Source organism: Pseudomonas nitroreducens (genome assembly GCF_014204515.1).
Classification (GTDB): Bacteria; Pseudomonadota; Gammaproteobacteria; order Pseudomonadales; family Pseudomonadaceae; genus Pseudomonas; species Pseudomonas nitritireducens_A.
In genome coordinates this window covers 96,479-121,009 of record NZ_JACHLI010000007.1, presented here as the reverse complement: position 1 = coordinate 121,009, position 24,531 = coordinate 96,479, and the positions used below count along the sequence as shown (strand labels likewise).

The 24,531-nt window shown below is 66.4% G+C and carries 21 protein-coding genes and 1 pseudogene; 16 read left to right on the top strand and 6 right to left on the bottom strand.

The features are described 5' to 3' along the window. Positions 1-24: 24 nt before the first annotated feature. Positions 25-1,281, bottom strand: coding sequence for an ATP-binding protein (locus tag HNP46_RS11500; protein ID WP_184588928.1), 1,257 nt, complete (start codon positions 1,279-1,281; stop codon positions 25-27). A 231-nt stretch (positions 1,282-1,512) separates the two neighbouring features. Here HNP46_RS11500 and HNP46_RS11495 point away from each other — a divergent pair, with 231 nt between their 5' ends. From HNP46_RS11495 to HNP46_RS11485, 3 genes and pseudogenes are all read left to right on the top strand, one after another. Continuing rightward, complete coding sequence (locus HNP46_RS11495; protein WP_184588926.1) at positions 1,513-2,229, top strand: SIMPL domain-containing protein; 717 nt, start codon at positions 1,513-1,515, stop codon at positions 2,227-2,229. 222 nt (positions 2,230-2,451) lie between these two features. Then, a pseudogene (locus tag HNP46_RS11490) lies at positions 2,452-4,053 on the top strand (ABC transporter substrate-binding protein). 52 nt (positions 4,054-4,105) lie between these two features. Continuing rightward, a complete protein-coding gene (locus tag HNP46_RS11485; protein ID WP_184588923.1) occupies positions 4,106-5,710 on the top strand; it encodes an ABC transporter substrate-binding protein in 1,605 nt (534 codons plus the stop codon). A gap of 106 nt (positions 5,711-5,816) precedes the next feature. On the opposite strand, the gene HNP46_RS11480 is transcribed toward HNP46_RS11485, so the two are convergent. Next, positions 5,817-7,034, bottom strand: coding sequence for a M24 family metallopeptidase (locus HNP46_RS11480; protein ID WP_184588920.1), 1,218 nt, complete (start codon positions 7,032-7,034; stop codon positions 5,817-5,819). Positions 7,035-7,205: 171 nt separating this feature from the next. On the opposite strand from HNP46_RS11480, the gene HNP46_RS11475 reads away from it, so the two are divergent. The 9 genes from HNP46_RS11475 (at position 7,206) to HNP46_RS11435 (ending at position 17,614) form a co-directional block, all read left to right on the top strand. Continuing rightward, complete coding sequence (locus HNP46_RS11475; protein WP_184588918.1) at positions 7,206-7,769, top strand: helix-turn-helix domain-containing protein; 564 nt, start codon at positions 7,206-7,208, stop codon at positions 7,767-7,769. A gap of 198 nt (positions 7,770-7,967) precedes the next feature. Continuing rightward, the gene (locus HNP46_RS11470; RefSeq protein WP_184588916.1) at positions 7,968-9,575 is read left to right on the top strand and encodes an ABC transporter substrate-binding protein; all 1,608 of its coding nucleotides are present in this window, start codon (positions 7,968-7,970) and stop codon (positions 9,573-9,575) included. Positions 9,576-9,737: 162 nt separating this feature from the next. Next, positions 9,738-11,111 (top strand): OprD family porin, encoded by a 1,374-nt coding sequence (locus tag HNP46_RS11465; protein ID WP_184588914.1) that lies wholly within the window; start codon positions 9,738-9,740, stop codon positions 11,109-11,111. Positions 11,112-11,122: 11 nt separating this feature from the next. Then, positions 11,123-12,709 (top strand): ABC transporter substrate-binding protein, encoded by a 1,587-nt coding sequence (locus HNP46_RS11460; RefSeq protein WP_184588912.1) that lies wholly within the window; start codon positions 11,123-11,125, stop codon positions 12,707-12,709. 74 nt (positions 12,710-12,783) lie between these two features. Next, positions 12,784-13,794 (top strand): ABC transporter permease subunit, encoded by a 1,011-nt coding sequence (locus tag HNP46_RS11455; protein WP_184588909.1) that lies wholly within the window; start codon positions 12,784-12,786, stop codon positions 13,792-13,794. Positions 13,795-13,806: 12 nt separating this feature from the next. Then, positions 13,807-14,718 carry an ABC transporter permease subunit gene (locus HNP46_RS11450; RefSeq protein WP_184588907.1) on the top strand — a complete coding sequence of 304 codons (912 nt, stop codon included), beginning with the start codon at positions 13,807-13,809 and terminating at the stop codon, positions 14,716-14,718. Between the two features lie 121 nt (positions 14,719-14,839). Then, positions 14,840-15,817, top strand: coding sequence for an ABC transporter ATP-binding protein (locus HNP46_RS11445; RefSeq protein ID WP_184588904.1), 978 nt, complete (start codon positions 14,840-14,842; stop codon positions 15,815-15,817). Beyond that, on the top strand, positions 15,814-16,785 hold the full coding sequence (locus tag HNP46_RS11440; protein ID WP_184588902.1) for a peptide ABC transporter ATP-binding protein: 972 nt from the start codon (positions 15,814-15,816) through the stop codon (positions 16,783-16,785). The genes HNP46_RS11445 and HNP46_RS11440 overlap by 4 nt, the downstream gene beginning before the upstream one ends. Before the next feature lie 160 nt (positions 16,786-16,945). Then, on the top strand, positions 16,946-17,614 hold the full coding sequence (locus tag HNP46_RS11435; RefSeq protein ID WP_184588900.1) for a hypothetical protein: 669 nt from the start codon (positions 16,946-16,948) through the stop codon (positions 17,612-17,614). 295 nt (positions 17,615-17,909) lie between these two features. Here HNP46_RS11435 and HNP46_RS11430 read toward each other — a convergent pair whose 3' ends face one another. Further along, complete coding sequence (locus HNP46_RS11430) at positions 17,910-18,536, bottom strand: LysE family translocator (protein ID WP_184588898.1); 627 nt, start codon at positions 18,534-18,536, stop codon at positions 17,910-17,912. A gap of 135 nt (positions 18,537-18,671) precedes the next feature. Between HNP46_RS11430 and HNP46_RS11425 the strand changes: the two genes are divergently transcribed. From HNP46_RS11425 to prfH, 3 genes are all read left to right on the top strand, one after another. Next, the gene (locus HNP46_RS11425; protein WP_184588896.1) at positions 18,672-19,154 is read left to right on the top strand and encodes an Lrp/AsnC family transcriptional regulator; all 483 of its coding nucleotides are present in this window, start codon (positions 18,672-18,674) and stop codon (positions 19,152-19,154) included. Between the two features lie 211 nt (positions 19,155-19,365). Further along, positions 19,366-20,502 (top strand): RNA ligase RtcB family protein, encoded by a 1,137-nt coding sequence (locus HNP46_RS11420; RefSeq protein WP_184588894.1) that lies wholly within the window; start codon positions 19,366-19,368, stop codon positions 20,500-20,502. Continuing rightward, a complete protein-coding gene (gene prfH / locus HNP46_RS11415) occupies positions 20,502-21,113 on the top strand; it encodes a peptide chain release factor H (protein WP_184588892.1) in 612 nt (203 codons plus the stop codon). The genes HNP46_RS11420 and prfH overlap by 1 nt, the downstream gene beginning before the upstream one ends. Positions 21,114-21,115: 2 nt before the next feature. On the opposite strand, the gene HNP46_RS11410 is transcribed toward prfH, so the two are convergent. Genes HNP46_RS11410 through HNP46_RS11400 form a run of 3 tightly spaced genes read right to left on the bottom strand, consistent with a single transcriptional unit; the run spans position 21,116 to position 23,459 of the window. Continuing rightward, entirely contained in the window at positions 21,116-22,033 is a 918-nt protein-coding gene (locus HNP46_RS11410) for a biotin-dependent carboxyltransferase family protein (RefSeq protein WP_184588890.1), read from the bottom strand. Further along, the gene (gene pxpB, locus HNP46_RS11405; RefSeq protein ID WP_184588888.1) at positions 22,030-22,707 is read right to left on the bottom strand and encodes a 5-oxoprolinase subunit PxpB; all 678 of its coding nucleotides are present in this window, start codon (positions 22,705-22,707) and stop codon (positions 22,030-22,032) included. The genes HNP46_RS11410 and pxpB overlap by 4 nt, the downstream gene beginning before the upstream one ends. Continuing rightward, positions 22,704-23,459, bottom strand: coding sequence for a 5-oxoprolinase subunit PxpA (locus HNP46_RS11400; RefSeq protein ID WP_184588886.1), 756 nt, complete (start codon positions 23,457-23,459; stop codon positions 22,704-22,706). Before HNP46_RS11400 ends, pxpB begins: the two co-directional genes overlap by 4 nt. Positions 23,460-23,589: 130 nt before the next feature. On the opposite strand from HNP46_RS11400, the gene lpxO reads away from it, so the two are divergent. Beyond that, positions 23,590-24,489: a lipid A hydroxylase LpxO gene (gene lpxO / locus HNP46_RS11395; protein WP_184589165.1), complete on the top strand. Its 900-nt coding sequence runs from the start codon at positions 23,590-23,592 to the stop codon at positions 24,487-24,489. The last annotated feature ends 42 nt before the right edge of the window (positions 24,490-24,531 follow it).

The following is a 24,531-nucleotide window of genomic DNA, read 5'->3' as shown; positions in this document are numbered from 1 at the left end:
GGTACTTCCTCGCGGGCGTGGCTCTCAGGCCACGCCGTAGCTTCTGGGCAGACGCAACTCGGTCAGAGTGCCGCCATCTTCATGGTTATACAACTTCACCGTTCCACCCGCGCGGGTCACGCTGGCCTGGCTGAGGAACAACCCCAGGCCGAAGCCCTTGCCCTTGGTGGTGAAGAACGGCTTGCCGAGCTGTTCGGCAATCGCCAGCGGCACGCCGGGGCCCTGGTCGCGGATGCTCAGGCAGATTTCACCGGCATCCCAGTCCAGGCGGATGTCCAGATCGTCCGGACAGGCGTCCGTCGCGTTATTCAGCAGGTTGAGCAGCGCCTGGCTCAGGTCGGTGGGCGGAATCATCCGCGGCGCCTTGCCCTTGCCCAGCGTCTGGTAGCGATAGCTTGCCTCGGGGCGCATCAGGTGCCAGCGCCGCAGCACGGCTTCGACCCATTCGTTGGCGCCCTGCTCTTCCACCGCCTGGCGACGATCCGCCTCGGCGGCGCGCACCAGGTGCTGCAGGGTGGTCTTGCAGAGCTTGACCTGCTCCTGCAGCAGGGCGAGATCTTCCTGCAACAGCGGCTGGTCGGCATTGGTCTGGCGCAATTCCTTGAGCAGTACGCTCATGGTCGCCAGCGGCGTGCCCAGTTCATGGGCGGCGCCGGCGGCCTGGGTGGCGACGGCCAGCAGCTGCTGGTCACGCATGCCTTCCTCGCGGCGCTGGGCCTGCAACTGCTCCTGGCGGCGCAACGACTCGGACATGCGGGCGACGAAGAAGGTGATCAGCGCGGCGGCCAGGGCGAAGCTCAGCCACATGCCATAGATCAGCAGGTTATCGCGCTGCCCGGAGGCCATCTCCAGCGGGTGGAACCACACCAGCAGCACCGTGTAGCTGGCCAGGGCGAGGCCGGCCAGGACGATGGTGTAGAGCCACGGCAGGGTCGCCGCGGCGATGGTCAGCGGCACCAGGTAATAGGAGACGAAGGGATTGCTCGAGCCGCCCGAGTAATACAGCAGCACGCTGTGGATGATCAGGTCGCAGGCCAGCTGGACGGCATACTCCAGCTCGGTGACCGGCCACGGGCCGCGCAGGCGCAGCGCGGTGCCCAGGCACAGCACGAGGGAGACGCCGAGGGTCACGCCCAGGGCGAGCCAGGGCAGCTGGATCAGCTGGGCCTTGTAGGCAAGCCCGACGGAGCCGGCCTGGGCGGCGAGCACGAGAATACGGATGAGCGTCAGATGCAGGAGGTTCTGACGACTGGCGGACAGCTGGAAAACCGGTGGGCGCATGGTGAATTCCGGAATTTGCGCGAGTATAGCCAAGTGCCCCCTCTCCTTTATGCGGCATAGCGCCACAGCATACTCCAGCGCACCCGCCGCTCGCCGCTCCCGGCTGAAACAATTGGTGACATCCGTCATCAACCCGAACGCGACACCCGCCTCGTCAAAGGGTCTGACAGTCCTCGCCGCTGCCTCTACTAAGCTGTGGCCCGGACACTTTTCTGGAGCAAGGAGTCACCCATGTCTGTACTGAAGAAACCCTTCACCGCCATCGCCGCCGCCATCGCCCTGTGCGCCACCAGCCTCGGGGCCATGGCCGACGAGCCGCGCTACAACCAGGTGTCGCTGCGCGCCGAGGTCAGCCAGGAAGTTGCCCACGACCTGATGCACGTGACCCTGTTCAGCGAGAGCCAGGGCACCGACCCGGCCAAGCTCGCCGGCGAAACCACCACCGCGCTGAACGCGGCGGTCGAACAGGCGCGCAAGGTGAAGGGCGTGACCGTCAGCCTGGGCAGCCGCAACAGCTACCCGGTGTATGACGACAAGGGCCAGAAGATCACCGCCTGGCGCGAGCGCGCGGAAATCCGTCTGGAAAGCACCGACTTCGCCGCCCTCTCCCAGCTCACCGCCGACCTGCTGGGCAAGTTGAAGATGGGCAGCATGGACTTCAGCATCGCCGACGCCACCCGCGCCAAGAACGAGGACGCGCTGATGAAGGGCGCCGTGGATGCCTTCAAGGCCCGCGCCCAGGTACTCACCGACGCTCTCGGCGGCAAGGGCTACAAGCTGGTCAGCCTGAATCTGAATACCTCCGGTGCGCCGCGGCCGATGCCGATGGTGCGCATGGCGGCCGCCAAGTTCTCCTCCATGGACTCGGCCCCGGCGCAGGAAATCGAAGCCGGCACCAGCCAGGTCACCGTCAGCGCCGACGGAACCATCGAGGTGCAGATGCCGTAACACGCTCGGCCTCTTGCAGCGCGGCGTTTCCGGGAACCGGGACGCCGCCGCCTGAGCGCACGGTTCCCATTGTCGAAATTGCGACATTCCCTTGCACCCGCGTCACAACTTCTACACTGATCCGCGTCAGCCGCTTGCACCCGGCATGTGCCGTGCATAGCTTCACGCAACGCAGCCCACAAGGTTGTGCCTCGATGACAACCAGAATAAACAGAGGTCCGTATGCGTCATAACGCCGTCATCCGCTCCATGATTGCCGCTGGGCTGATCGCCAGCGCTCCGCTCGCCCACGCCGCCAACAACCTGGTCTACTGCTCCGAAGGCAGCCCCGCAGGCTTCGACCCCGGCCAGTACACCACCGGCACCGATTTCGACGCCTCGGCCGAGACGGTGTTCAACCGCCTCACCCAGTTCGAGCGCGGCGGTACCCAGGTCATCCCGGGCCTGGCGGAGAAGTGGGATGTATCCGATGACGGCAAGACCTACACCTTCCACCTGCGTTCGGGCGTGAAGTTCCACACCACCGACTACTTCAAGCCGACCCGCGAGTTCAACGCCGACGACGTGCTGTTCACCTTCAACCGCATGCTCGACAAGAACCATCCGTTCCGTAAGGCGTACCAGACCGAATTCCCCTACTTCACCGACATGGGCATGGACGCGAACATCGCCAAGGTGGAGAAGGTCGACGACCATACCGTCAAGTTCACCCTCAACGAAGTCGACGCCGCGTTCATCCAGAACCTGGCCATGAGCTTCGCCTCGATCCAGTCCGCCGAATACGCCGACCAGCTGCTCAAGCAGGGCAAGGCCAGCGACATCAACCAGAAGCCCATCGGCACCGGCCCGTTCGTGTTCAATCGCTACCAGAAGGACGCGATGATCCGCTTCAAGGCCAACCCGGACTACTGGAACAAGGGCGAGGTGAAGATCGACAACCTGATCTTCGCCATCAACACCGACGCCTCGGTGCGCATGCAGAAGCTCAAGGCCAACGAGTGCCAGGTCACCCTCTTCCCGCGTCCCGCCGACCTGGAATCGCTGAAGAAGGACGCGAACCTGAACATGCCCTCGCAACCGGGCTTCAACCTCGGCTACATCGCCTACAACGTCACCCACAAGCCCTTCGACAAGCTCGAAGTGCGCGAGGCGCTGGACATGGCGGTGAACAAGAAGGCGATCATCGACGCCGTCTACCAGGGCGCCGGCCAGCTCGCCGTGAATGGCATGCCGCCGACCCAGTGGTCCTACGACGACACCATCAAGGACGCCGGCTACAACCCGGAGAAGGCCAAGGAACTGCTGAAGAAGGCCGGCGTGGCCGAAGGCACCGAGATCACCCTGTGAGCCATGCCGGTGCAGCGCCCGTACAACCCCAACGCCAAGCTGATGGCCGAGATGCTGCAGTCCGACTGGGCCAAGGTCGGCATCAAGGCCAAGATCGTCACCTACGAATGGGGCGAGTACATCAAGCGCGCCAAGGGCGGCGAACACGACGCCATGCTGATCGGCTGGAGCGGCGACAACGGTGACCCGGACAACTGGCTGGGCACCCTCTACGGCTGCGACGCCGTGGACGGCAACAACTTCTCCAAATGGTGCGACCCGGCCTACGACAAGCTGATCAAGGATGCCAAGCGCACCCCCGACCAGGCCAAGCGCACCGAGCTGTACAAGCAGGCCCAGCACATCCTCAAGGAGCAGGTGCCGATCACCCCGATCGCCCACTCCACCGTGTACCAGCCGATGCGCAAGACCGTGCAGGACTTCAAGATCAGCCCGTTCGCGCTGAACTCGTTCTACGGCGTCAGCGTCGGCAAGTAAGGCCAATGGCCGCCGGCGCTCGCCGGCGGCCGTTGCACGACCCGCACCGCGCATGCCCCGCCACTGCCTCGCAGGCCTTTCCGGGATCCTCCTGGCGAGCCTGCTCGGCTGCGCGCCGGCATTGGGCCAGTCCCTGGTGGTCTGCACCGAGGCCAGCCCGGAAGGCTTCGACATCACCCAGTACACCGCCGCGACCACCGCCGATGCTTCGGCCGAGACGGTGTTCGAACGCCTGGTGCAGTTCGCCCCCGGCAGCACCCGCGTGGTGCCGGCGCTGGCCGAAAGCTGGACGATCAGCGACGACGGCCTGCAGTACACCTTCACCCTGCGCCAGGGCGTGAAGTTCCACAGCACCGACTACTTCAAGCCGACCCGCGACTTCGCTGCCGACGACGTGCTCTGGAGCTTCCAGCGCCAGCTCGACCCGCAGCACCCGTGGCACAAGCTGGCTCCGCGCGGTTTCCCCTATGCCGAAGCGATGGGCCTGCCCAGCCTGATACGCGCGGTGGAAAAGCTCGACGACCAGCATGTGCGCTTCACCCTGAACCACCCCGAGGCGCCCTTCCTCGCCGACCTGGCCATGGGCTTCGCCTCCATCTATTCCGCCGAATACGGCGACCTGCTGCTGGCGGCGGAAAAGGCCGACCAGCTGAACAACCTGCCCATCGGCACCGGCCCCTTCGTCTTCCAGCGTTATCAGAAGGACGCCCAGGTGCGCTTCGCCGCCAACCCCGACTACTGGGGCGGCAAGCCGAAGATCGAGCGCCTGCTGCTGGCGATCACCCCCGACCCGAACGTGCGCATCCAGAAGGTCAAGGCCGGCGACTGCCAGATCGCCGTCTACCCCAAGCCCACCGATATACCCGCGCTGCGCCAGGACGCGAAGCTGAAGGTCGAGGAACTGGACTCGCTGCTGGTCGCCTACGTCGGCATCAACACCCGGCACAAGCCGCTGGACGATGTGCGCGTGCGCCAGGCGATCAACCTCGCTTTCGATCGTGACGCCTACCTGCGCGCACAGTTCGGCGAAGGCGCCGCCAGCCTCGCCGTGGCGCCCTACCCGCCGACGTTGTGGGGTTCCGATCCGCAGCTCAAGGTCTGGCCCCACGACCCGGCGCGGGCCAGGCAATTACTGGAGGCCGCCGGTATCAAGCCCGGCCTGAAGCTGTCGATCTGGACCCGCCCCGGCGGCGGACCGACCAACCCCAACCCCGGCATCGGCGCGCAGATGCTGCAGAGTGACCTCGCGCAAGTCGGCATCCAGGCGGACATCCGGGTGTTCGAGTGGGGCGAGTTGATCAAGCGCGCCAAACAGGGCGAGCACGACCTGATCTTCATGGGCTGGGCCGGCGACAATGGCGATCCGGACAATTTCCTCACGCCGAACCTGTCCTGCGCGGCGGCGAAAAGCGGCGAGAACCAGGCCGGCTGGTGCAACGCCGAGTTCGACGAACTGCTGCGCCAGGCCCGCGCCATCACCGACCAGGACACCCGCGCCGGGCTGTACCGCCAGGCGCTGGCGATCTACCAGCGCGAGGCGCCGTGGATCGCCCTGGCGTATCCGAAACAGTTCGCCGTGGTGCGGCCCGGCGTGAGTGGGTTTACCTTGAGCCCGCTGGGGTCGAACAACTTCTCGCGGGTTGAACTCGCCCCGTAGGAGCGGACTTCGTCCGCAATGGGGTCCGGTTCGATTCAGGCCTATCGCGGACGAAGTCCGCTCCTGCGCATGGATTTGCTCCGCAGCGGGAGTTGCCCCCAAGCGATCAGGCCTTCAGGTCGAAGGGATCGTCCACCGAATGGCTTGGCTGGGTGAACCAGCGCGGGCCTTCGGCCGTCATGTAGAAGTGGTCTTCCAGGCGGATACCGAATTCCCCCGGCACGCAGATCATCGGCTCGTTGCTGAAGCACATGCCGACGTCCAGCGGCGTGGCGTCGCCACGCACCAGGTACGGACCTTCATGGATATCCAGGCCGATACCGTGGCCGGTGCGATGCGGCAGGCCGGGTAGTGCGTAGTCCGGCCCCAGGCCACCGGCTTCCAGGCAGCGGCGGGCGGCGGCGTCCACCTGCTCGCAGGGCGAGCCGAGCATGGCGGCAGCGAACGCGGCCTGTTGCGCGGCCTTTTCCAGATTCCACAGCTCGCGCTGGCGCTCGCTGGGCGTGCCGAACACGTAGCTGCGGGTGATATCCGAGTGATAGCCGAACAGCTGGCAGCCGGTGTCGATCAGCACCATATCGCCGTTGCGCAGCGGACGCGGCTGGCGCACGCCGTGGGGGAAAGCGCTGTCCTCGCCGAACAGCACGATGCAGAAGGTCGAGCCCGGCGCGCCCACCTGCCGGTGCGCCGCCTCGATGAAGCGCGTCACCTCGGTGCTGGTGATGCCTTCGCGCAGGATGCTGGCGGCGGCCTTGTGCACCTGCAGAGTCATGTCCTTTGCCTGCTGCATCAGCGCCAGCTCGGCGGGCGACTTGCAGCGACGGCAGCGTTCGATCAGCACACCGGCGTCCACCAGATGCACCTTGCCCGCGGCCTGGCGCAGGCGCTCGACCATGCCGAACGGCAGGCTGGGTGAAAGCCCTACTCGTGCGCCATCGACCACTTCGATGTCCGCCAGCATCACGGCCAGCAGGGCGAAGGGGTTTTCATGTTCGGCCCATACGCTGATGCTGCCGGGCAGCACCTGCAGATCGCGGACGGTGCCTTCCTCGAACGCCGGGGCGATATAGCGCACCTCACCCCGCGCCGGCACCAGTGCCCCCACCAGCCGCTCGCTGGGGTTCCACTTCAGGCCGGTGAAATAGACCAGCGAGGTACCGGCATCGACGAACACCGCCGCGATCCCCTGGTCCTGCATCAGGCCCTGCAGCCGGGCGATCCGCGCCTGGAACTCCCCGAGGACAATGGGACGAGCACCCGCCGTCATCACCGACAATTGCGCCAGCGCCTGCTCGGGGCTCGTGCCCCCTACTCCCAATGTCATGCGACTCTCCCGAGGAATGAAACGACGCGAAATTTAAGCAGCACTGAAATTTCTGGTCAAAGGCTTTCGCTGCCCAGCGTCTCCCGGGACGATTACCGCCCGCTGATGGCTCGATGCTTCCACCCGGCGAGGACACTGGTATGCTGCCGTCGTCCCACGAGAGCCTAGCCAATGTCTGCAGATCGCATCGGAGAACGCCTGCGCCGTTATCGGCGCGCGGCGAAGAAAACCCTGAACCAGGTGGCCGCCGAATCCGGTCTCACCGCCAGCTTCCTGTCCCAGGCCGAGCGCAATCTCACCGGCGTTTCCCTGTCCTCCCTGGCCAGCATCGCCCAGGCGCTCGACGTCCCCCTCAATGCCCTGTTCGACTCGCCGCCGCAGATCCCGCCCGATTCCCATCAGGGCGAGCGGGTGCGCTACACCATCGAAGGCCAGCCGTTGAGCTACGAGCGACTATCCAGCAGCTTCCCCGGCAACCAGTTGAACGCGGTGAAGGTGACAGTGCCGATCGGCTATGAGTCCGAGCTGATCACCCACGACGGTTCGGAGTTCGCCTATGTCCTCAGCGGTCGCCTGGCCTATGTGATCGACGGTCACACCTACCCCCTGGGCCCGGGCGACTCCGTCCACTTCGACTCCGGCAAGCGCCACTGCCTGCGCAATACCGGCGACAGCGTGGCGGAAATGCTCACCGTCACCACCCTGCCGTTATTCGGCGAGCATCCCGCTACCTGATTCACAGGAGCGCAAAATTTTCAGTGGCACTGAATTTTCAGTTGAACTTAATTTCAGCCTGACTTAATTTCGGCGTCGGCATGGCCGGGCACCGCCCAGCCCTGAACGAACAGGCCCCATCCGGCCCGGTTCGATCCAGCCGGCTGCTAACCCGATCGGTGCGCCGGCCCCTCAGAAAAACAAGAATGAGGTCAGGCAATGCGCAAGATGCGACGTAATCCCCTGCAAGCACTCGCCCTGGGCAGCTTGCTGATCGCCGGCTCCGCGGCCCACGCCGCCTCCACCCTGGTGTACTGCTCCGAAGGCAGCCCGGCGGGCTTCGATCCCGGCCAATACACCACCGGCACCGATTACGACGCCACCTCCGAAACCCTGTTCAACCGACTGGTGCAGTTCCAGCGCGGCGGTACCGAGGCGCAGCCGGCCCTGGCCGAGAGCTGGGATACCTCCGCCGATGGCAAGACCTGGACCTTCCACCTGCGCCCCGGGGTGAAGTTCCACACCACCGAGTACTTCACGCCAAGCCGCGACTTCGACGCCGACGACGTGCTGTTCACCTTCAACCGCATGCTCGACAAGGACCAGCCGTTCCGTAAGGCGTACCCCACCGAATTCCCCTACTTCACCGACATGGGCCTGGACCGCAACATTGCCAGGGTGGAGAAGGTCGACGAGATGACCGTCAGGTTCACCCTCAACGAAGTGGACGCCGCGTTCGTGCAGAACCTGGCGATGAACTTCGCGGTGATCCAGTCCGCCGAGTACGCCGGGCAGTTGCTGCAGCAGGGCAAGGCGGCGCAGATCAACCAGAAACCCATCGGCACCGGGCCCTTCGTGTTCAGCCGCTACCAGAAGGACGCGCTGATCCGCTTCAAGGGCAACAAGGACTACTGGAAACCCGAGGACGTGAAGGTCGACAACCTGGTCTTCGCCATCAACACCGATGCCTCGGTGCGCATGCAGAAGCTCAAGGCCGGCGAATGCCAGATCAGCCTCAACCCGCGCCCGGCGGACCTGGAGGCGCTCAAGCAGGACCCGAACCTGAACATGCCCTCGCAAGCGGGCTTCAACCTCGGCTACCTGGCCTACAACGTCACCCATGCGCCGCTGGACAAGACCGACGTGCGCCGCGCGCTGGACATGGCGATCAACAAGCAGGCGATCATCGACGCGATCTACCAGGGTGCCGGCCAACTGGCGGTCAACGGCATGCCGCCGACCCAGTGGTCCTATGACACCCGCATCAAGGGCCAGGCCTACGACCCGGAGCAGGCCAAGGTGCTGCTGAACAAAGCCGGCGTCGCCAAAGGCACCGAGATCACCCTCTGGGCCATGCCCGTGCAGCGTCCGTACAACCCCAACGCCAGGCTGATGGCCGAGATGATCCAGGCCGACTGGGCCAAGGTCGGCATCCAGGCGAAGATCGTCAGCTACGAGTGGGGCGAATACATCAAGCGCGCCCACGCCGGCGAGCACGACGCCGCGCTGTTCGGCTGGACCGGCGACAACGGCGACCCGGACAACTGGCTGGCTACGCTCTACGGCTGCGATTCGGTCGAGGGCAACAACATCTCCAAGTGGTGCGACCGCGACTACGACAAGCTGGTACGCCAGGCCAAGGCGACCACCGACCACGAGCAGCGCGTCAGCCTCTACCAGCAGGCGCAGCAGCGGCTGGTGCAGGAATTGCCGATCAGCCCCATCGCCCATTCCACCGTCTACCAGCCCATGCGCAAGTCCGTGCAGGGCTTCCTGATCAGCCCCTTCGGGCGCAACTCCTTCTACGGCGTGGCCAACCAGCCCTGACCGCCACCCCGACCCCGGCGGCCCAGGCCGCCTGAGCGCCAGCCCGGCACAGATCGGGCGGCACTATCCGCCTTCCCCTCCGCCTGCCGGCTCCCCCATCTGCTCGATGGGTGGAGGGGATGCATTCGTTGCTAGGAAAACCGACAACAACAAGGAGCAACCATGCACTATCCGACCCTCACCCGATCCCTGCTCGCCCTGGTCATCGGCGCTGCATCCACGGGCACCGTCCTGGCCGCCGAGGAAGCTTCCGGCCAGGCGGCTGCCAAGGGCTTCATCGAGGAGCAGAGCCTCAGCCTCAGCACGCGCAACTTCTTCTCCCGCGAGCTGATGAAGGACAGTTTCCACTTCAACATCAAGAAGGACGGCTATACCGAATCCACCCACAGCCGCTACACCTGGGTCCAGGGCAGCCAGCTCAAGTACCAGTCCGGCTACACCCAGGGCACGCTGGGCGTGGGCCTGGACGTGGCGGGCTTCCAGGCGATCAACCTGGAACGCGGCCACGGCCGCATCGCCGGCGGCGGCAACCGCACCCTGGCCGACAGCGACGGCGACGCCGTGGCCGAGTGGTCGAAGATCGGCCTCGCCAGCCTCAAGCTGCGCGCCTCCAATACCATCCTGCGGGCCGGGCGCCAGCAGCCGGAAACGCCGGTGTTCAACCCCATCGACAACCGCGCGCTGCCTTCCTCCTTCGACGGCCTGAGCCTGGTCAGCAACGAGTTCAGCGGCCTCGACCTGCAGGGTGGCACCTTCACCCGCGCCAGCCCGCGCACCGGCTCGGACCGCGAGCATTTCACCACCGAATACGGCACCCGCGAGGTGCGCGCCGATCGCTACAGCTACCTGGGTGGCAGCTACGCGATCAGCGACCAGCTCAAGGTCACGGCCTACGGCGGCCAGTTCGAGGATGTCTGGAACCAGTACTACTTCGGCGCCTCCCACGACCTGGGCGACCCCGCCAGCCTGGCGCTCAATACCAGCCTGAACTACTACCACACCGGCGATACCGGTTCGCGCAAGGCCGGCTACATCGACAACGACATCTACAGCCTGGCCTTCACCCTGACCCACGGCGCCCATGCCGTCCTGCTCGGCTGGCAGCAGGTGCGCGGCGACGAGTACTTCGACTACGTGCACGAGACCTCGGCCATCTACCTGGCCAACTCGCTGCTGTCGGACTACAACGGCCCCAACGAGAAGTCCCTGCAACTGCGCTACTCCACCGACTGGGCCGCGTTCGGCGTGCCGGGGCTGGCCACCATGGCCTGGTACGCCAAGGGCTGGGGCATCGACGGCACCCACTACGATGGCGACCGCAACGGCGCTTATGGCAACTATGCCGAAGTGCGCAACCAGGACGACGAAAAGCACCACGAGCTGGGCCTGTCGGCCAGCTATACGCTGCAGGACGGCCCGCTCAAGCGCAGCAGCTTCCGCCTGAGCTACATGAAGCACCTGGCCAGCCAGAACCAGGTGGACGGCAGCGTCAACGAGATCCGCCTGGTCAGCACCCTCCCCTTCAACCTGCTGTAAGGAGTACCGCCATGCCCCTCTCGCGCGTGATTCCCCTGCTGCTGGCATTGAGCAGCGGCACGGTCCTGGCGCAGAACCTGGTGGTCTGCACCGAAGCCAGCCCGGAAGGCTTCGACATCGTGCAGTACACCGGCGCGGTGACCGCCGATGCCAGTGGCCAGACCGTCTTCAATCGTCTGGCGGATTTCCGTCCCGGCACCACCGAAGTCGTGCCGTCCCTCGCGCAGAGCTGGGAGGTCAGCCCCGACGGGCTGACCTACACCTTCCACCTGCGGCCGAACGTGAAGTTCCACACCACCGACTACTTCAAGCCGACCCGCGCCTTCAACGCCGACGACGTGCTCTGGACCTTCCAGCGCCCGCTCGATCCGCGGCATGCCTGGCACGAGTCCTCCGCCCGCGGCTATCCGTACTTCGACGCCATGGGCATGCGCGAGCTGATCAAGGCGGTGGAGAAGGTGGACGACCTCACGGTGCGCATCACCCTGAACCACCCCGAATCACCATTCCTGGCCGACATGGCGATGGACTTCGCCTCCATCTACTCCGCCGAATACGGCGACCAGCTGCTCGCCGCCGGCAAGCAGGGCCAGCTCAACAACCAGCCCATCGGCACCGGCCCCTTCGTCTTCCATCGCTATGCCAAGGACGCCCAGGTGCGCTTCCGCGCCAACCCGGACTACTTCGCCGGCAAGCCGAAGATCGACAACCTGGTGTTCGCCATCACCCCGGATTCCAACGTCCGGTTGCAGAAGATCCGTCGCAACGAGTGCCAGATCGCTCTCTATCCCAAGCCGTCGGACGTTCCCGGCCTGGCGCAGGACAAGAACCTGGCCGTGGACAGCATCGATGCGCTGCTCACCACCTATGTCGCTCTCAATACCCGGCACAAGCCGCTGGACGACGTGCGCGTGCGTCAGGCGATCAACCTGGCGTTCGACAAGAAAGCCATGCTGGATGCCGTCTACGGCCCCGGCGCCGCCACACCGGCCATCAACCCCTATCCCGCCACCCTGCTGGGCTACGACAAGGACCTGGCGGATTGGCCGCACGACCCCGAGCGCGCCAGGGCCCTGCTCAAGGCGGCGGGGGTAGAGAACCTCAGGCTGACCCTGTTCACCCGCAACGGCAGCTCCTCGACCATTCCCAACGCGGCCCAGATGGCACAGATGCTGCAGTCCGATCTGGCCCAGGTGGGCATCACCCTGGATATCCGCACCCTGGAATTCGGCGAGCTGATCAAGCGCATCAAGGCCGGCGAACACGACCTCTCGTTGTACGGCGGCTGGGCGGGCGACAACGGTGACCCCGACAACTTCCTCTCGCCCAACCTCAGCTGCGCCGCAGCGAAATCGGGCGAAAACCACGCGTTCTGGTGCGATCAGCGCTTCGAGGCACTGATCCAGGAAGCCCGCCAGACCAGCGATAGCGCAAAACGGGCGGAACTTTACAGAAAGGCGACATCCATATTCCACGAACAGGCCCCGTGGATTCCCCTGGCCCATCCTAAGCTGTTCAATGTGCGCCGCAGCAATATCGAGGGCTACACCATCAGCCCGCTGACCAAAAACAACTTCGCCGATGTTCAGATCCAGTAACCGGCGAGGTCATAAGAAACCGGCGCCCGTCGTGATCCGACGGGTAGCCGCTCGATGAGGAGCCCCCGACCACCATGCTGAGTTTCATCGCACGCCGATTCGGTCTGCTGATCCCGACCTTCTTCGGCGTCACCCTGCTCACCTTCGCGCTGATCCGCCTGATTCCGGGCGACCCCGTGGAAGTGATGATGGGTGAACGCCGCGTCGATCCGCAGATGCATGCCGAGGCCATGCACCGCCTGGGGCTCGACAAGCCCCTCTACCAGCAGTACCTCGACTACATCGGCAACCTCGCCCAGGGCAACCTCGGCGAGTCGCTGACCACCCGCGACAGCGTCTGGCACGAGTTCCTCACCCTGTTCCCCGCGACCCTCGAACTGTCCCTGGCCGCCCTGCTGTTCGCCGGCGTGTTCGGGCTGCTCGCCGGGGTGATCGCGGCGCTGAAACGAGGCTCGCTGTTCGACCACGGGGTGATGACCATCTCCCTGGCCGGCTACTCCATGCCGATCTTCTGGTGGGGCCTGATCCTCATCATGCTGTTCTCCGTGTCCCTGGGCTGGACGCCGGTGTCCGGGCGCCTGGACCTGCTCTACGACATCGAGCCGAAAACCGGCTTCATGCTCATCGACACCCTGCTCTCGGATGAAGAAGGCGCCTTCCTGGACGCCGTACGCCACCTGATCCTGCCGGCCATCGTGCTGGGCACCATCCCGCTGGCGGTGATCGCCCGGATGACCCGCTCCTCGATGCTCGAAGTGCTGCGCGAGGACTACGTGCGCACCGCCCGCGCCAAGGGCCTGTCGCCGGCCCGCGTGGTGTTCGTGCACGCCCTGCGCAACGCCATGATCCCGGTGCTCACCGTGTTCGGCCTGCAGGTCGGCACGCTGCTGGCCGGTGCGGTACTGACCGAGACCATCTTCTCCTGGCCCGGCATCGGCAAATGGCTGATCGACGCCATCGGCCGCCGCGACTACCCGGTGGTGCAGAACGGCATCCTGCTGGTGGCGACCCTGGTGATCCTGGTGAACTTCATCGTGGACATCCTCTACGGCCTCGCCAACCCACGCATCCGCCACCAGCGCTAAGGAGCCCGTGCAATGAGTGCTGCAAGCAAAGCTCCCGCCAGCGACCCGAGCCTGGTCTACCCGTCCCCGCTGAAGGAATTCTGGCAGGCCTTCTCGCGCAACAAGGGCGCGGTGGGCGGCCTGCTGTTCATGCTGGTCATCGTGTTCTGCGCGCTGTTCGCCCCCTGGGTCGCGCCCCATGACCCGAGCGAGCAGTTCCGCGACTTCCTGCTCACCCCGCCGCTGTGGCTCGAAGGCGGCAATTCGCAGTTCCTGCTGGGCACCGACGAGCTGGGCCGCGACCTGCTCTCGCGCCTGATGCACGGCGCGCGGCTGTCGCTGATGATCGGCCTGACCTCGGTGCTGATCTCGATGATCCCCGGCATCTTCCTCGGCCTGCTCGCCGGCTTCTCGCCGACCCGCCTGGGCCCGGTGATCATGCGCCTGATGGACATCATGCTGGCGCTGCCCTCGCTGCTGCTGGCGGTAGCCATCGTCGCCATCCTCGGCCCGGGCCTGATCAACACCGTGATCGCCATCGCCATCGTCTCGCTGCCGGCCTACGTGCGCCTGACCCGCGCCGCGGTGATGGGCGAGTTGAACCGCGACTACGTCACCGCCTCGCGCCTGGCCGGCGCCGGCACCCTGCGCCTGATGTTCGTCACCGTGCTGCCCAACTGCATGGCGCCGCTGATCGTGCAGGCCACCCTGAGCTTCTCCTCGGCGATCCTCGACGCCGCCGCCCTGGGCTTCCTCGGCCTCGGCGTGCAACCGCCGACGCCCGAGTGGGGCACCATGCTGGCCTCCGCGCGCGACTACATCGAACGCGCCTGGTGGGTCGTCTCGCTGCCCGGCCTGACCATCCTGCTCAGCGTGCTGGCAATCAACCTGATGGGCGACGGCCTGCGCGACGCGCTGGACCCGAAGCTGAAGAATGCGGCGTGAGGAAGGCCCCCATGATGACCTTCGCACTGACTGTAGGAGCGAGCTTGCTCGCGAACCTGCAATCCCCCGCGTCTCCTGTTCGCGAGCAAGCTCGCTCCTACAAAAAGATGGAGACCGCCGTATGAGCCTCCTCGACCTGCGCAATCTCTCGGTGCGCTTCGGCGACCGCAACGCCATCCCCGTCGTGGATGGCCTCGACCTCTCGGTGGACAAGGGCGAAGTCCTGGCCATCGTCGGCGAATCCGGCTCCGGCAAATCGGTGACCATGATGGCCCTGATGGGCCTGATCGACGCCCCCGGCATCATCACCGCCGACACCATGCAGTTCGACGGCACCGACATGCTGCGCCTGAAGGGCCGCGAGCGGCGGCGCATCGTCGGCAAGGACATCGCCATGGTCTTCCAGGACCCGATGACCGCCCTCAACCCCAGCTTCACCGTCGGCTACCAGATCGAGGAAGTGCTCAAGCTGCACCTCGGCCTGCGCGGCAAGGCGCTGCGCCAGCGCGCCCTGGAACTGCTCGAACGGGTGGAAATCCCCGGCGCCGCCCAGCGCCTGGACGCCTACCCGCACCAGCTGTCCGGCGGCATGAGCCAGCGCGTGGCGATCGCCATGGCGATTGCCGGCGAACCCAAGCTGCTGATCGCCGACGAACCCACCACCGCGCTGGACGTGACCATCCAGGCGCAGATCATGGAGCTGCTGCTGAACCTGCAGCGCGACCAGGGCATGGCGCTGATCCTGATCACCCACGACCTCGCCGTGGTCGCCGAGACCGCCCAGCGCGTCTGCGTGATGTACGCGGGGCAGGCAGTGGAGATCGGTGAAGTACCGGCGCTGTTCGACCTGCCGACTCACCCGTACACCGAGGCGCTGCTCAAGGCGATCCCCGAGCACAGTGCCGGCGAGGAGCGCCTGGCCACCCTGCCCGGCATCGTCCCCGGCAAGTACGACCGCCCGCAGGGCTGCCTGCTGTCGCCACGCTGCCCCTACGTGCAGGACAACTGCCGCAGCGTGCGCCCGGCCCTGGAAGCCCACGAGCGCGGCGCCGTGCGCTGCTTCTACCCGCTCAACCTGAACACCGAGGTGGCCCGATGAACGCCGTTCTGACCGCCCGCGACCTGACCCGTCACTACGAAATCTCCCAGGGCCTGTTCAAGCCCCACGCCCTGGTGCGCGCGCTCAACGGCGTGTCCTTCGACCTGCAGGCCGGCAAGACCCTGGCCGTGGTCGGCGAATCCGGTTGCGGCAAGTCCACCCTCGCCCGCGCGCTGACGCTGATCGAGGAGCCCACCTCCGGCTCGCTGCAGATCGCCGGCCACGAGGTGAAGGGCGCCGACCACGACACCCGCAAGCAGCTGCGCCGCGACGTGCAGATGGTCTTCCAGAACCCCTACGCCTCGCTCAATCCTCGGCAGAAGATCGGCGACCAGCTGGCCGAGCCGCTGGTCATCAACACCAGCCTGTCCCGCGCCGAACGCCGCGAGCGCGTGCAGGCGATGATGAAGCAGGTCGGCCTGCGCCCCGAGCACTACCAGCGCTACCCGCACATGTTCTCCGGCGGCCAGCGCCAGCGCATCGCCCTGGCCCGCGCCATGATGCTGCGGCCCAAGGTGCTGGTGGCGGACGAACCGACTTCGGCGCTGGACGTGTCGATCCAGGCCCAGGTGCTCAACCTTTTCATGGACCTGCAGCAGGAGTTCGGCACCGCCTACGTGTTCATCTCGCACAACCTCGCCGTGGTCCGCCACGTCGCCGACGACGTGCTGGTGATGTACCTCGGCCGCCCCGCCGAGATGGGCCCGGCGGACAAGCTCTACGAGCGCCCGCTGCACCCCTACACCCAGGCGCTGCTGTCGGCGACCCCGGCGATCCACCCCGATCCGGACAAGCCCAAGATCAAGATCCAGGGCGAACTGCCCAACCCGCTCAACCCGCCCAGCGGCTGCGCCTTCCACAAGCGTTGCCCGTACGCCACCGAGCGCTGCAGGAGCGAAGTGCCGGAGCTGCGCCTGCTCGATGAACGCCAGGTGGCCTGCCACCATGCGGAGCAGTTCCTGAACTGATGCGAAACGGGCCGGTCATACGCCGGCCCCTCTTTCGGAACCAACTGCGTCCGACAACGCAACGAGAACAGTCCTATGGACTAGTCCCGACAGTCCCGCCAGGGTGGCACCCCGCCACGCCTGCATCGCCGTGGCCGTTATCCACAAGGTCACTGTCTGCATGCTGCCATTCTTCCTTCTGCTCATCCTGATCACCGCCATCGTCGCCAACGTCCAGCTGCACAAGTGGAAGCGTCAGCGGCGGATGGACGTGCGCGCGTCGGTGAAGTCGCAGAAGAAACCGGCAACCAGGAAGAAAGCCCGGGGAGAACTCGATCTCGACGAAATCGACTGGAACGGCCTCGACCAGGAAGAGCTGGATTTCGAGACGCCTGCGCCCGTACCAAAGCCAGCTGCCGAGCCAGCCCGGGCCAAAGCGCCGATTCCGCCAGCGCCGCCTGCACCACCCGCGCCAGCCAGACCAAAAGCCGAACCTGTGGACGATTTTTTCCCGCTGGAGCGCGCGCTGCCGCCGGGGCAGTTGTCCGCCGCCCAGCGCGACGAGGCCATGGCCTATCTGCTAAAGGCCAGCCTGCACATTCCCACGCCTGACCCAGGCGAAAAGCACGTGGTGCTGGACATGGACGACGGCAGCTACGTGCCGGTGGCCACGCATCCGGCAGCCGCCGCCATTGCCCTGGGGCACCTCGCCGAGAATCTGAAGTCCTGCAAGGGCGCGCAGCTGCTGCGCGAACTGCGCGGCCAGGAACTGGGCCTGCTGGTGGTCGCGCGCAATCCGCAGAAGCCCTCGGTGGCGCGGTTGTGGAAGATCCAGCCCGAAGACCTCTGACAAACAATCCACGTCTGCGGCCTTGCACGGTCACATCCGGCCCCCGTAGGAGCGGACTCTGTCCGCGATAGATTGCCGGCAGTTCTGAGCGGGCCTGATGCACATCGCGGACGGAGTCCGCTCCTACGCCCCCTAAGCTTTTTGTAGGGCGCATAACCCGGAACGGGTTATCCGCCACGACTGCGGATAACGCCGTAGGCGTTATGCGCCCTACGGTAGCGATCGGCGGCCGCTGGAGCTTTTCCTACGCTCAGAAAGGCGACGGAGTAGACCTGCAGGAGCGCAGGTCGCCCTCCTACAGGTCGCGGAGCAGCGCCAGGCGCACGCCGAAGCCCAGCAGGATGCCGCCGAAGCCCCACTGCTGAACGCGCTGCATCGTTCGATGCCGTGCCAGCCAGCGCCCCATGCGCTCACCGCTGGCCGCGTAGAAGCTGTCGAATCCCAGCCCGACCACCACCAGCACGCCGCCCAGCAAGGCGAACTGCAGCGCCAGCGGGCCGTTCTGCGGCTGGATGAACTGCGGCAGCAGCACCGAGCAGAACAGCAGCGCCTTGGGATTGAGCAGGTTGGTCAGCAGGCCGCGGCGAAAGGCACGCCGGTAACTGACGGTGGATAACCCGGCCGCGCCGGTCGCGACGGGCAAGCCCAGCGGCGCGCGCAATAGCTGCAGGCCGATCCACGCCAGGTAGAGACCACCGCCGATACGCACGGCGTCGAAGGTCCACGGCGCGGTGCGGAACAGCAGCGCCAGCCCGGTCGCGGCCAGGATCACATGGCAGCCCCGCGCCACGCCCAGCCCGAGGGCGGTCGCCAGGGCCGCGCGGCAGCCGTCACGGGCGCCGGTGTGCAACAGGAGAATCATGTCCGGCCCCGGCAGCAGGTAGACCATCGCCAGGGCCAGCAGGAACACGCCGATATCCACAATTGCAGCTCCGAAGCAGTGATTGCGGATAAGGATTCTATGCCTGAAGGCCAAGGCAGGTACTTGCGTATTCAACCAGCGTGACGCTATCAATTGGCATACCCTGCCAATACAAAACAATGTCAGTGAGCATTCATGCCAATCCCGAAACTGGACGCCTACGATCACCGCATCCTCGCCGCCCTGCAGCGCGACGGCCGCCTGACCAACGTGCAGCTCGCCGAGGAAATCGGCCTGTCTCCCTCCCCTTGTCTGCGCCGGGTGCGCATCCTCGAAGAAGCCGGAATGATCCGTGGCTACCACGCCGAACTGGGCCGCGACGAAGTCGGCCTGGGGCTGACCGTGTTCGTCGGGGTGAAGGTCGAGCGCCACAGCGACAGCAGCGCCGCCGCCTTCCGCCAGGCAGTGATCGACCTGCCCGAGGTCATCTCGGTGCACCTGGTCAGCGGCGAGTCGGACTTCCTCCTGCAGGTGGTACTGCCCGACCTGCGCGCCTACGAGCAGTTCCTCACCGGCACCCTGCTCAAGCTTCCAGGCGTCAGCGACATCCGCAGCAACTTCGCCATCCAGACGGTAAAGGAGTCGGCACCGCTGCCGCTGCAGCACCTGCCGAAGTAACGGAGATTGCGCGCAAGCCGCCGCGCGCCTATCATTCGCCACCTTCCCATCCACCGACAGCAAAGGAGAGACATCATGCAAGCACTGATCACCCTTTGCAGGTCGCGTCTGGCGTAATCGCTTCCCCGCCGCCCCTCCGGCGGCATCGCATTGCCCGGCTCCGGCCTGCCCCCATCCTCTTTTTTCGTTTCATTCCTCATGGGATTGGACAATGGGCAATTGCATCCAAAATCTGTCCGACGGCATCACCCTGATCGCCGCGGACGACACCTGGATCGAAGGTAAAGCGATCCAGCAATTAGAAACCACCGCCCGCCTGCCGGGCATGCAGCGAGTTGCCGGCATGCCGGACCTGCACCCCGGCCGCGGCTACCCGATCGGCGCGGCGTTCTTCTCCACTGGCCGCCTGTACCCGGCGCTGGTGGGCAACGACATCGGCTGCGGCATGGCGCTGTGGCGTACCGATATCGCCACCGCCAAGCTGAACCTGGACAAGCTGGAAAAGCGCCTGGGCAACCTCGACGGTCCGCTGGACGACGACTGGAGCGAGCGCATCGCCAGCTTCAACCTGCCACCCTGCGGCCACGAGCATTCGCTGGGCACCATCGGCGGCGGCAACCACTTCGCCGAGCTGCAGCAACTCGACCAGCTCTACGACGAAGCCGCCGTGGCAGCCCTCGGCCTCGATCGCCGGCACCTGCTCCTGCTGGTGCACAGCGGCTCCCGCGGCCTGGGTGAAGCCATCCTGCGCGAACAGGTGGACCGCTTCAGCCATCAGGGCCTGGAAGCCGGCACTGGAGAGTGCGCGCACTACCTGGCCCGCCACGACGGTGCGCTGCGCTTCGCCGAAGCCAACCGCCAGCTGATCGCCCTGCGCATGCTCGACCGCCTGCGGGCGGATGGCGCCCAGGTGCTGGACGTGAACCACAACCTGGTCAGCCCGGCGCAGGTCGAAGGCGTCGACGGCTGGCTGCACCGCAAGGGCGCGACGCCGGCGGATCGCGGGGTGATGGTCATCCCCGGTTCGCGCGGCGACTACAGCTACCTGGTGGAGCCGGTGGCCGATCCGCGCAGCCTGTTTTCCCTGGCCCACGGCGCGGGTCGCAAGTGGATGCGCAGCGAGTGCAAGGACCGACTCTCGGCGCGCTACCGCGTCGAGCAACTGGCCCGCACGGCGCTGGGCAGCCGGGTGATCTGCGGTGATCGCGGGTTGATCTACGAGGAGGCGCCGGAAGCCTACAAGGCCATCGACTCGGTGGTCGGCGCGCTGCGTGAAGCGGGGCTGCTGCGGGTACTGGCGCGGCTCAAGCCGGTGCTGACCTACAAGACCCGCGGGGAGTGCTGCTGATGATCCTGTTGCAACTCTCCGCGGCCCAGGGGCCGGACGAATGCGCGCTGGCCGTGGCCAAGGCCCTGCAGCGCCTGCTGCGCGAGGCCGAGGCCAGCGGCACCGAGGTCCAAGTGATAGAGGAGGAAGCCGGCCCACGCCGGGGCACCCTGCTCTCGGTGCTGCTGGCGCTGCAAGGCAACCGAGCGGCCGAGCTGGCCGAGGACTGGAGTGGCACCCTGCAATGGGTCTGCGCCAGCCCTTACCGGCCCAGCCACGGACGCAAGAACTGGTACTTCGGCGGCGCGCGGTTCAGTGCGCCGCCGGCCAGCCTCGAAGGTGAAGTGCGCTTCGAAACACTGCGCTCCTCCGGTCCAGGCGGGCAGCACGTCAACACCACCGACTCGGCGGTGCGTGCCACCCACGTTGCCAGCGGCCTGAGCGTGAAGGTGCAGAGCGAACGCAGCCAGCACGCCAACAAGCGCCTGGCGCTGCTGCTGATCTCCCGCAAGCTGGAGGAACGCGCGGAGCAGGCCAGTAGCGAGCTGCGCGCCGAACGCCGGCTGGTGCATCACCAGCTGGAGCGCGGTAATCCGCGCCGGGTGTTTCGCGGCGAGCGCTTCGAAGGCTGATTTCAGCCGCAGAAGAAGCGCAGGAACGCGCGCAGGTCCGCCTGCGCCTGTTCCACGCTGGCCGGGGCAAAGCGCACTACGCTGTGCGCCGGGCATTGCGCCAGGCGGCCGATGTCCAGCGGGTGCAGCACGCCCAGCAACGGGTAGCCGCCCATGCTCTGGCGGTCGGCCAGCAGGACGATCGGCTGGCCGTCCGGCGGCACCTGGATGGCACCTTCCACTATCCCCAACGACCATTGCCGGCGAGGCGCAATCAGCGCCTCGCCGCGCAGTCGCACGCCCATGCGGTCGGACTGCGGGCTGACCGGCCAATCTTGGGCGAAAAAGCTCTGACGCTGTTCGTCGCTGAAAACATCCGCGCCGGGCAGCACTCGCAAGGTCGGCGGCTCGCGGTAATCCGCTCGATAAGGCCAGGGCACGCTGGCACCGCGAGTGAAGCGTTCGGCCAGGGCCGCGCACTCCAGCAGATCGCCCGCCGCCAGCGGCTGGCCATTGCCGGCCAGACCGCCGAGCTTTTCCCGCGCCTGGGTCGCGACGCTGCCCAGGACCGGCTGCGCCTGGAAACCTCCGGCGACGGCGAGATAAGCCCGCAGCCCGGCGCGGGCAAAGCCCAGTTTCAGGCGTTGCCCCGTCCGTATGCGAAAGCGCGACCAGTCCGGCAGCGTCTCGCCGTCCAGGGTTGCCGGTAGCTCGGCGCCGGTCAGCGCCAGCCAGGTATCCGCCTGCGCCTCCAGCTCCACACCGCCCAGGGTGATCTCCAGCAAGGACTCGCCATGGAGGTTGCCGACCAGGCGATTGGCCCAGGCCGCCGCCGGTTTGTCCACGGGCCCACCGGGCGACACGCCCAGGTGCTGCCAGCCCTGCCGACCGCCATCCTGCAGCAGGCACAGCGGGCCGCAGGCGATGACTTTGAGGCTCATGACCGGCCCCCAGCGGAGCGATAAGCCGCCTCGTCGATGGGCACGAAGCGCACCCTGTCGCCCACCGCCAGAGGGCAAGGCGGCTCGCGATGCGGATCGAACAGGATCTGTGCGGTGCGCCCGAGCAGGTGCCAGCCACCGGGCGAGGCCTGTGGATAAACCGCCGTCTGCCGCTCAGCGATCGCCAGGCTGCCGGCGGGCACCAGTGTGCGCGGCGTCGCCCGGCGCGGCAGGGAGAGGCGCTGGTCCAGCTCGCCGAGGTAGGCGAAGCCAGGGGAAAAACCGATGGCGCCGACACGGTAGTCGCGGCCGGCGTGCAGGTCGATCACCTGGGCTGGGCTGATCCCGCAGAGACGGGCGACTTCCGCGAGGTCCTCGCCGGCGTACCACACGGCGATTTCATGCAGGCGCCCGCTGACCTCGCCGTCCAGATCGCCGGGCCACTCCGCCAGGGCCGCCTGCACGCGGCTATGCAGCTGTGGGAGATCGATGCGTAGCAGGTCGTAGTGCAGCAACAGCGTGGTCCAGCCCGGCACGCAATCGGTCAGCACTGGGCCGAGCTCGTGACGAAGTCGCTCGGCCAGGCGGGCGATACGCAGTGGCAGCGCGTCGCCAGGCTGCTCGGCCAGGGTGATCAGCAGCGCCGTGGCGCCGAAGGCTTCGACGCGGATCATGCCTGGTCCAGCAGGCCACGCAGGCGCCGCAGCACCGCCAGGGACTCGGGGTTGTCGCCATGTACACAGAGGCTGTCGGCGCGCAGGCGCAACGGGTTGCCGTCGATGTCCGGGAACGGCTCGCCACGGGCGATGGCCAGGGCCTGGTCGAGGATGTGCTGTGGCTCGTGATGTACGGCGTTGGGCAGACGGCGTGGGGCGAGCTGGCCATCGGGCAGGTAGGCGCGGTCGGCGAAGGCTTCGAACATCAGCGGCACGTCGGCCACGTCGGCCAGTTGCAGCTCGCGGCGGTTGTCGGCCAGGGCCAGCACCATCAGCGGCAGGCGCTTGCGGTAGGCGGCGCAGGCGTCGAGCACCGCCGCGAGCAGCGCGTCATCGCGCACCAGGTCGTTGTACAGCGCGCCGTGGGGCTTCACGTAGGCCACCTGGGTGCCAGCGGCGCGGCAGAACGCATCCAGCGCGCCGATCTGGTAGAGCACCAGGGCGTGGACTTCCTCGGGCGAGCAGCTCAGGTGCCGGCGGCCGAATCCGGCAAGGTCCGGGTAGGCCGGGTGCGCGCCGATGCTGACGCCCTGCTCCACCGCCAGCTGCACGGTCCGCTGCATGGTCAGCGGGTCGCCGGCGTGGTAGCCACAGGCGAGGTTGGCCTGGTCGATCAGCGGCATGGCGTGAAGGTCGTCGCCCATGCGCCAGGCGCCGAAGCTTTCGCCCATGTCGCAGTTGAGCAGGATTCGCGTCGTATGCTCGGTCATCGTTCTCGTCTTCCTCCCATCATTCCCACATGGTAAATCAGACAATCACCTATGGCCTTCGGAGAATACTCAGTCACGTTCAGAAGGCGTACTATCGCCGGTCTATACCCGCTGAAAGTTTCCCCGAATGATCAAAGCCGCCATTCTGGCCGCCTTCGGCCTGAGCATCGTTTATGTCCACCTGCGTGGGCAGGTGCGCCACAAATTCACCCGCCAGCTGAGCGACCACTCCAGCTTCCTGGCGCCGATCAACTGCCTGATGTACCTGTTCTCCAGGGTACCCAGCCGCCCGTACCTGGCGACCGAGCAGTTCCCCGACATGAGCCTGCTGACCCAGAACTGGGAAACCATCCGCAGCGAAGCCCTGCACCTGCGCGACGCCGGCAGCATCAAGCGCTCCGACCAGCTCAACGACGTGGGCTTCAACTCCTTCTTCAAGACCGGCTGGAAGCGTTTCTACCTGAAGTGGTACGACGACAGCCACCCGTCCGCCGACGCCCTGTGCCCGAAGACCACCGAACTGCTGCGGCAGATTCCGTCGGTGAAGGCGGCGATGTTCGCCGAGCTGCCACCGGGCTCGCGGCTGGTGCGCCACCGCGACCCCTACGCCGGTTCGCTGCGCTATCACCTGGGGCTGCTGACGCCCAATGATCCGGGCTGCTTCATCGAGGTGGACGGCGAGCGCTACCACTGGCGCGACGGCGAGGCGGTGGTGTTCGACGAGACCTATATCCACTACGCGGAAAACACCACGGACCATGACCGGGTGATCCTTTTCTGCGATATCGAGCGGCCACTGAAGTACCGCTGGGTGACGGCCTTCAACCGCTGGTTCAGCCGCAACGTGATGGCCGCAGCCGCCTCGCCCAACGACGCGGGCGACAAGACCGGCGGCATCAACCGCGCCTTCGCTTCGCTGTACAAGATCCGCCTGCAGGGCAAGGCGCTGAAGAAGCGCAACCGCAAGCTGTACTACCTGCAGAAGTGGGGGTTCTTCGCGGCGGTGCTGGCGGTCTTCCTGTGGATATGAGGCGCAGGGTTTAAGCGCCCTCCTAGCAAAAGGCCTCCGCAT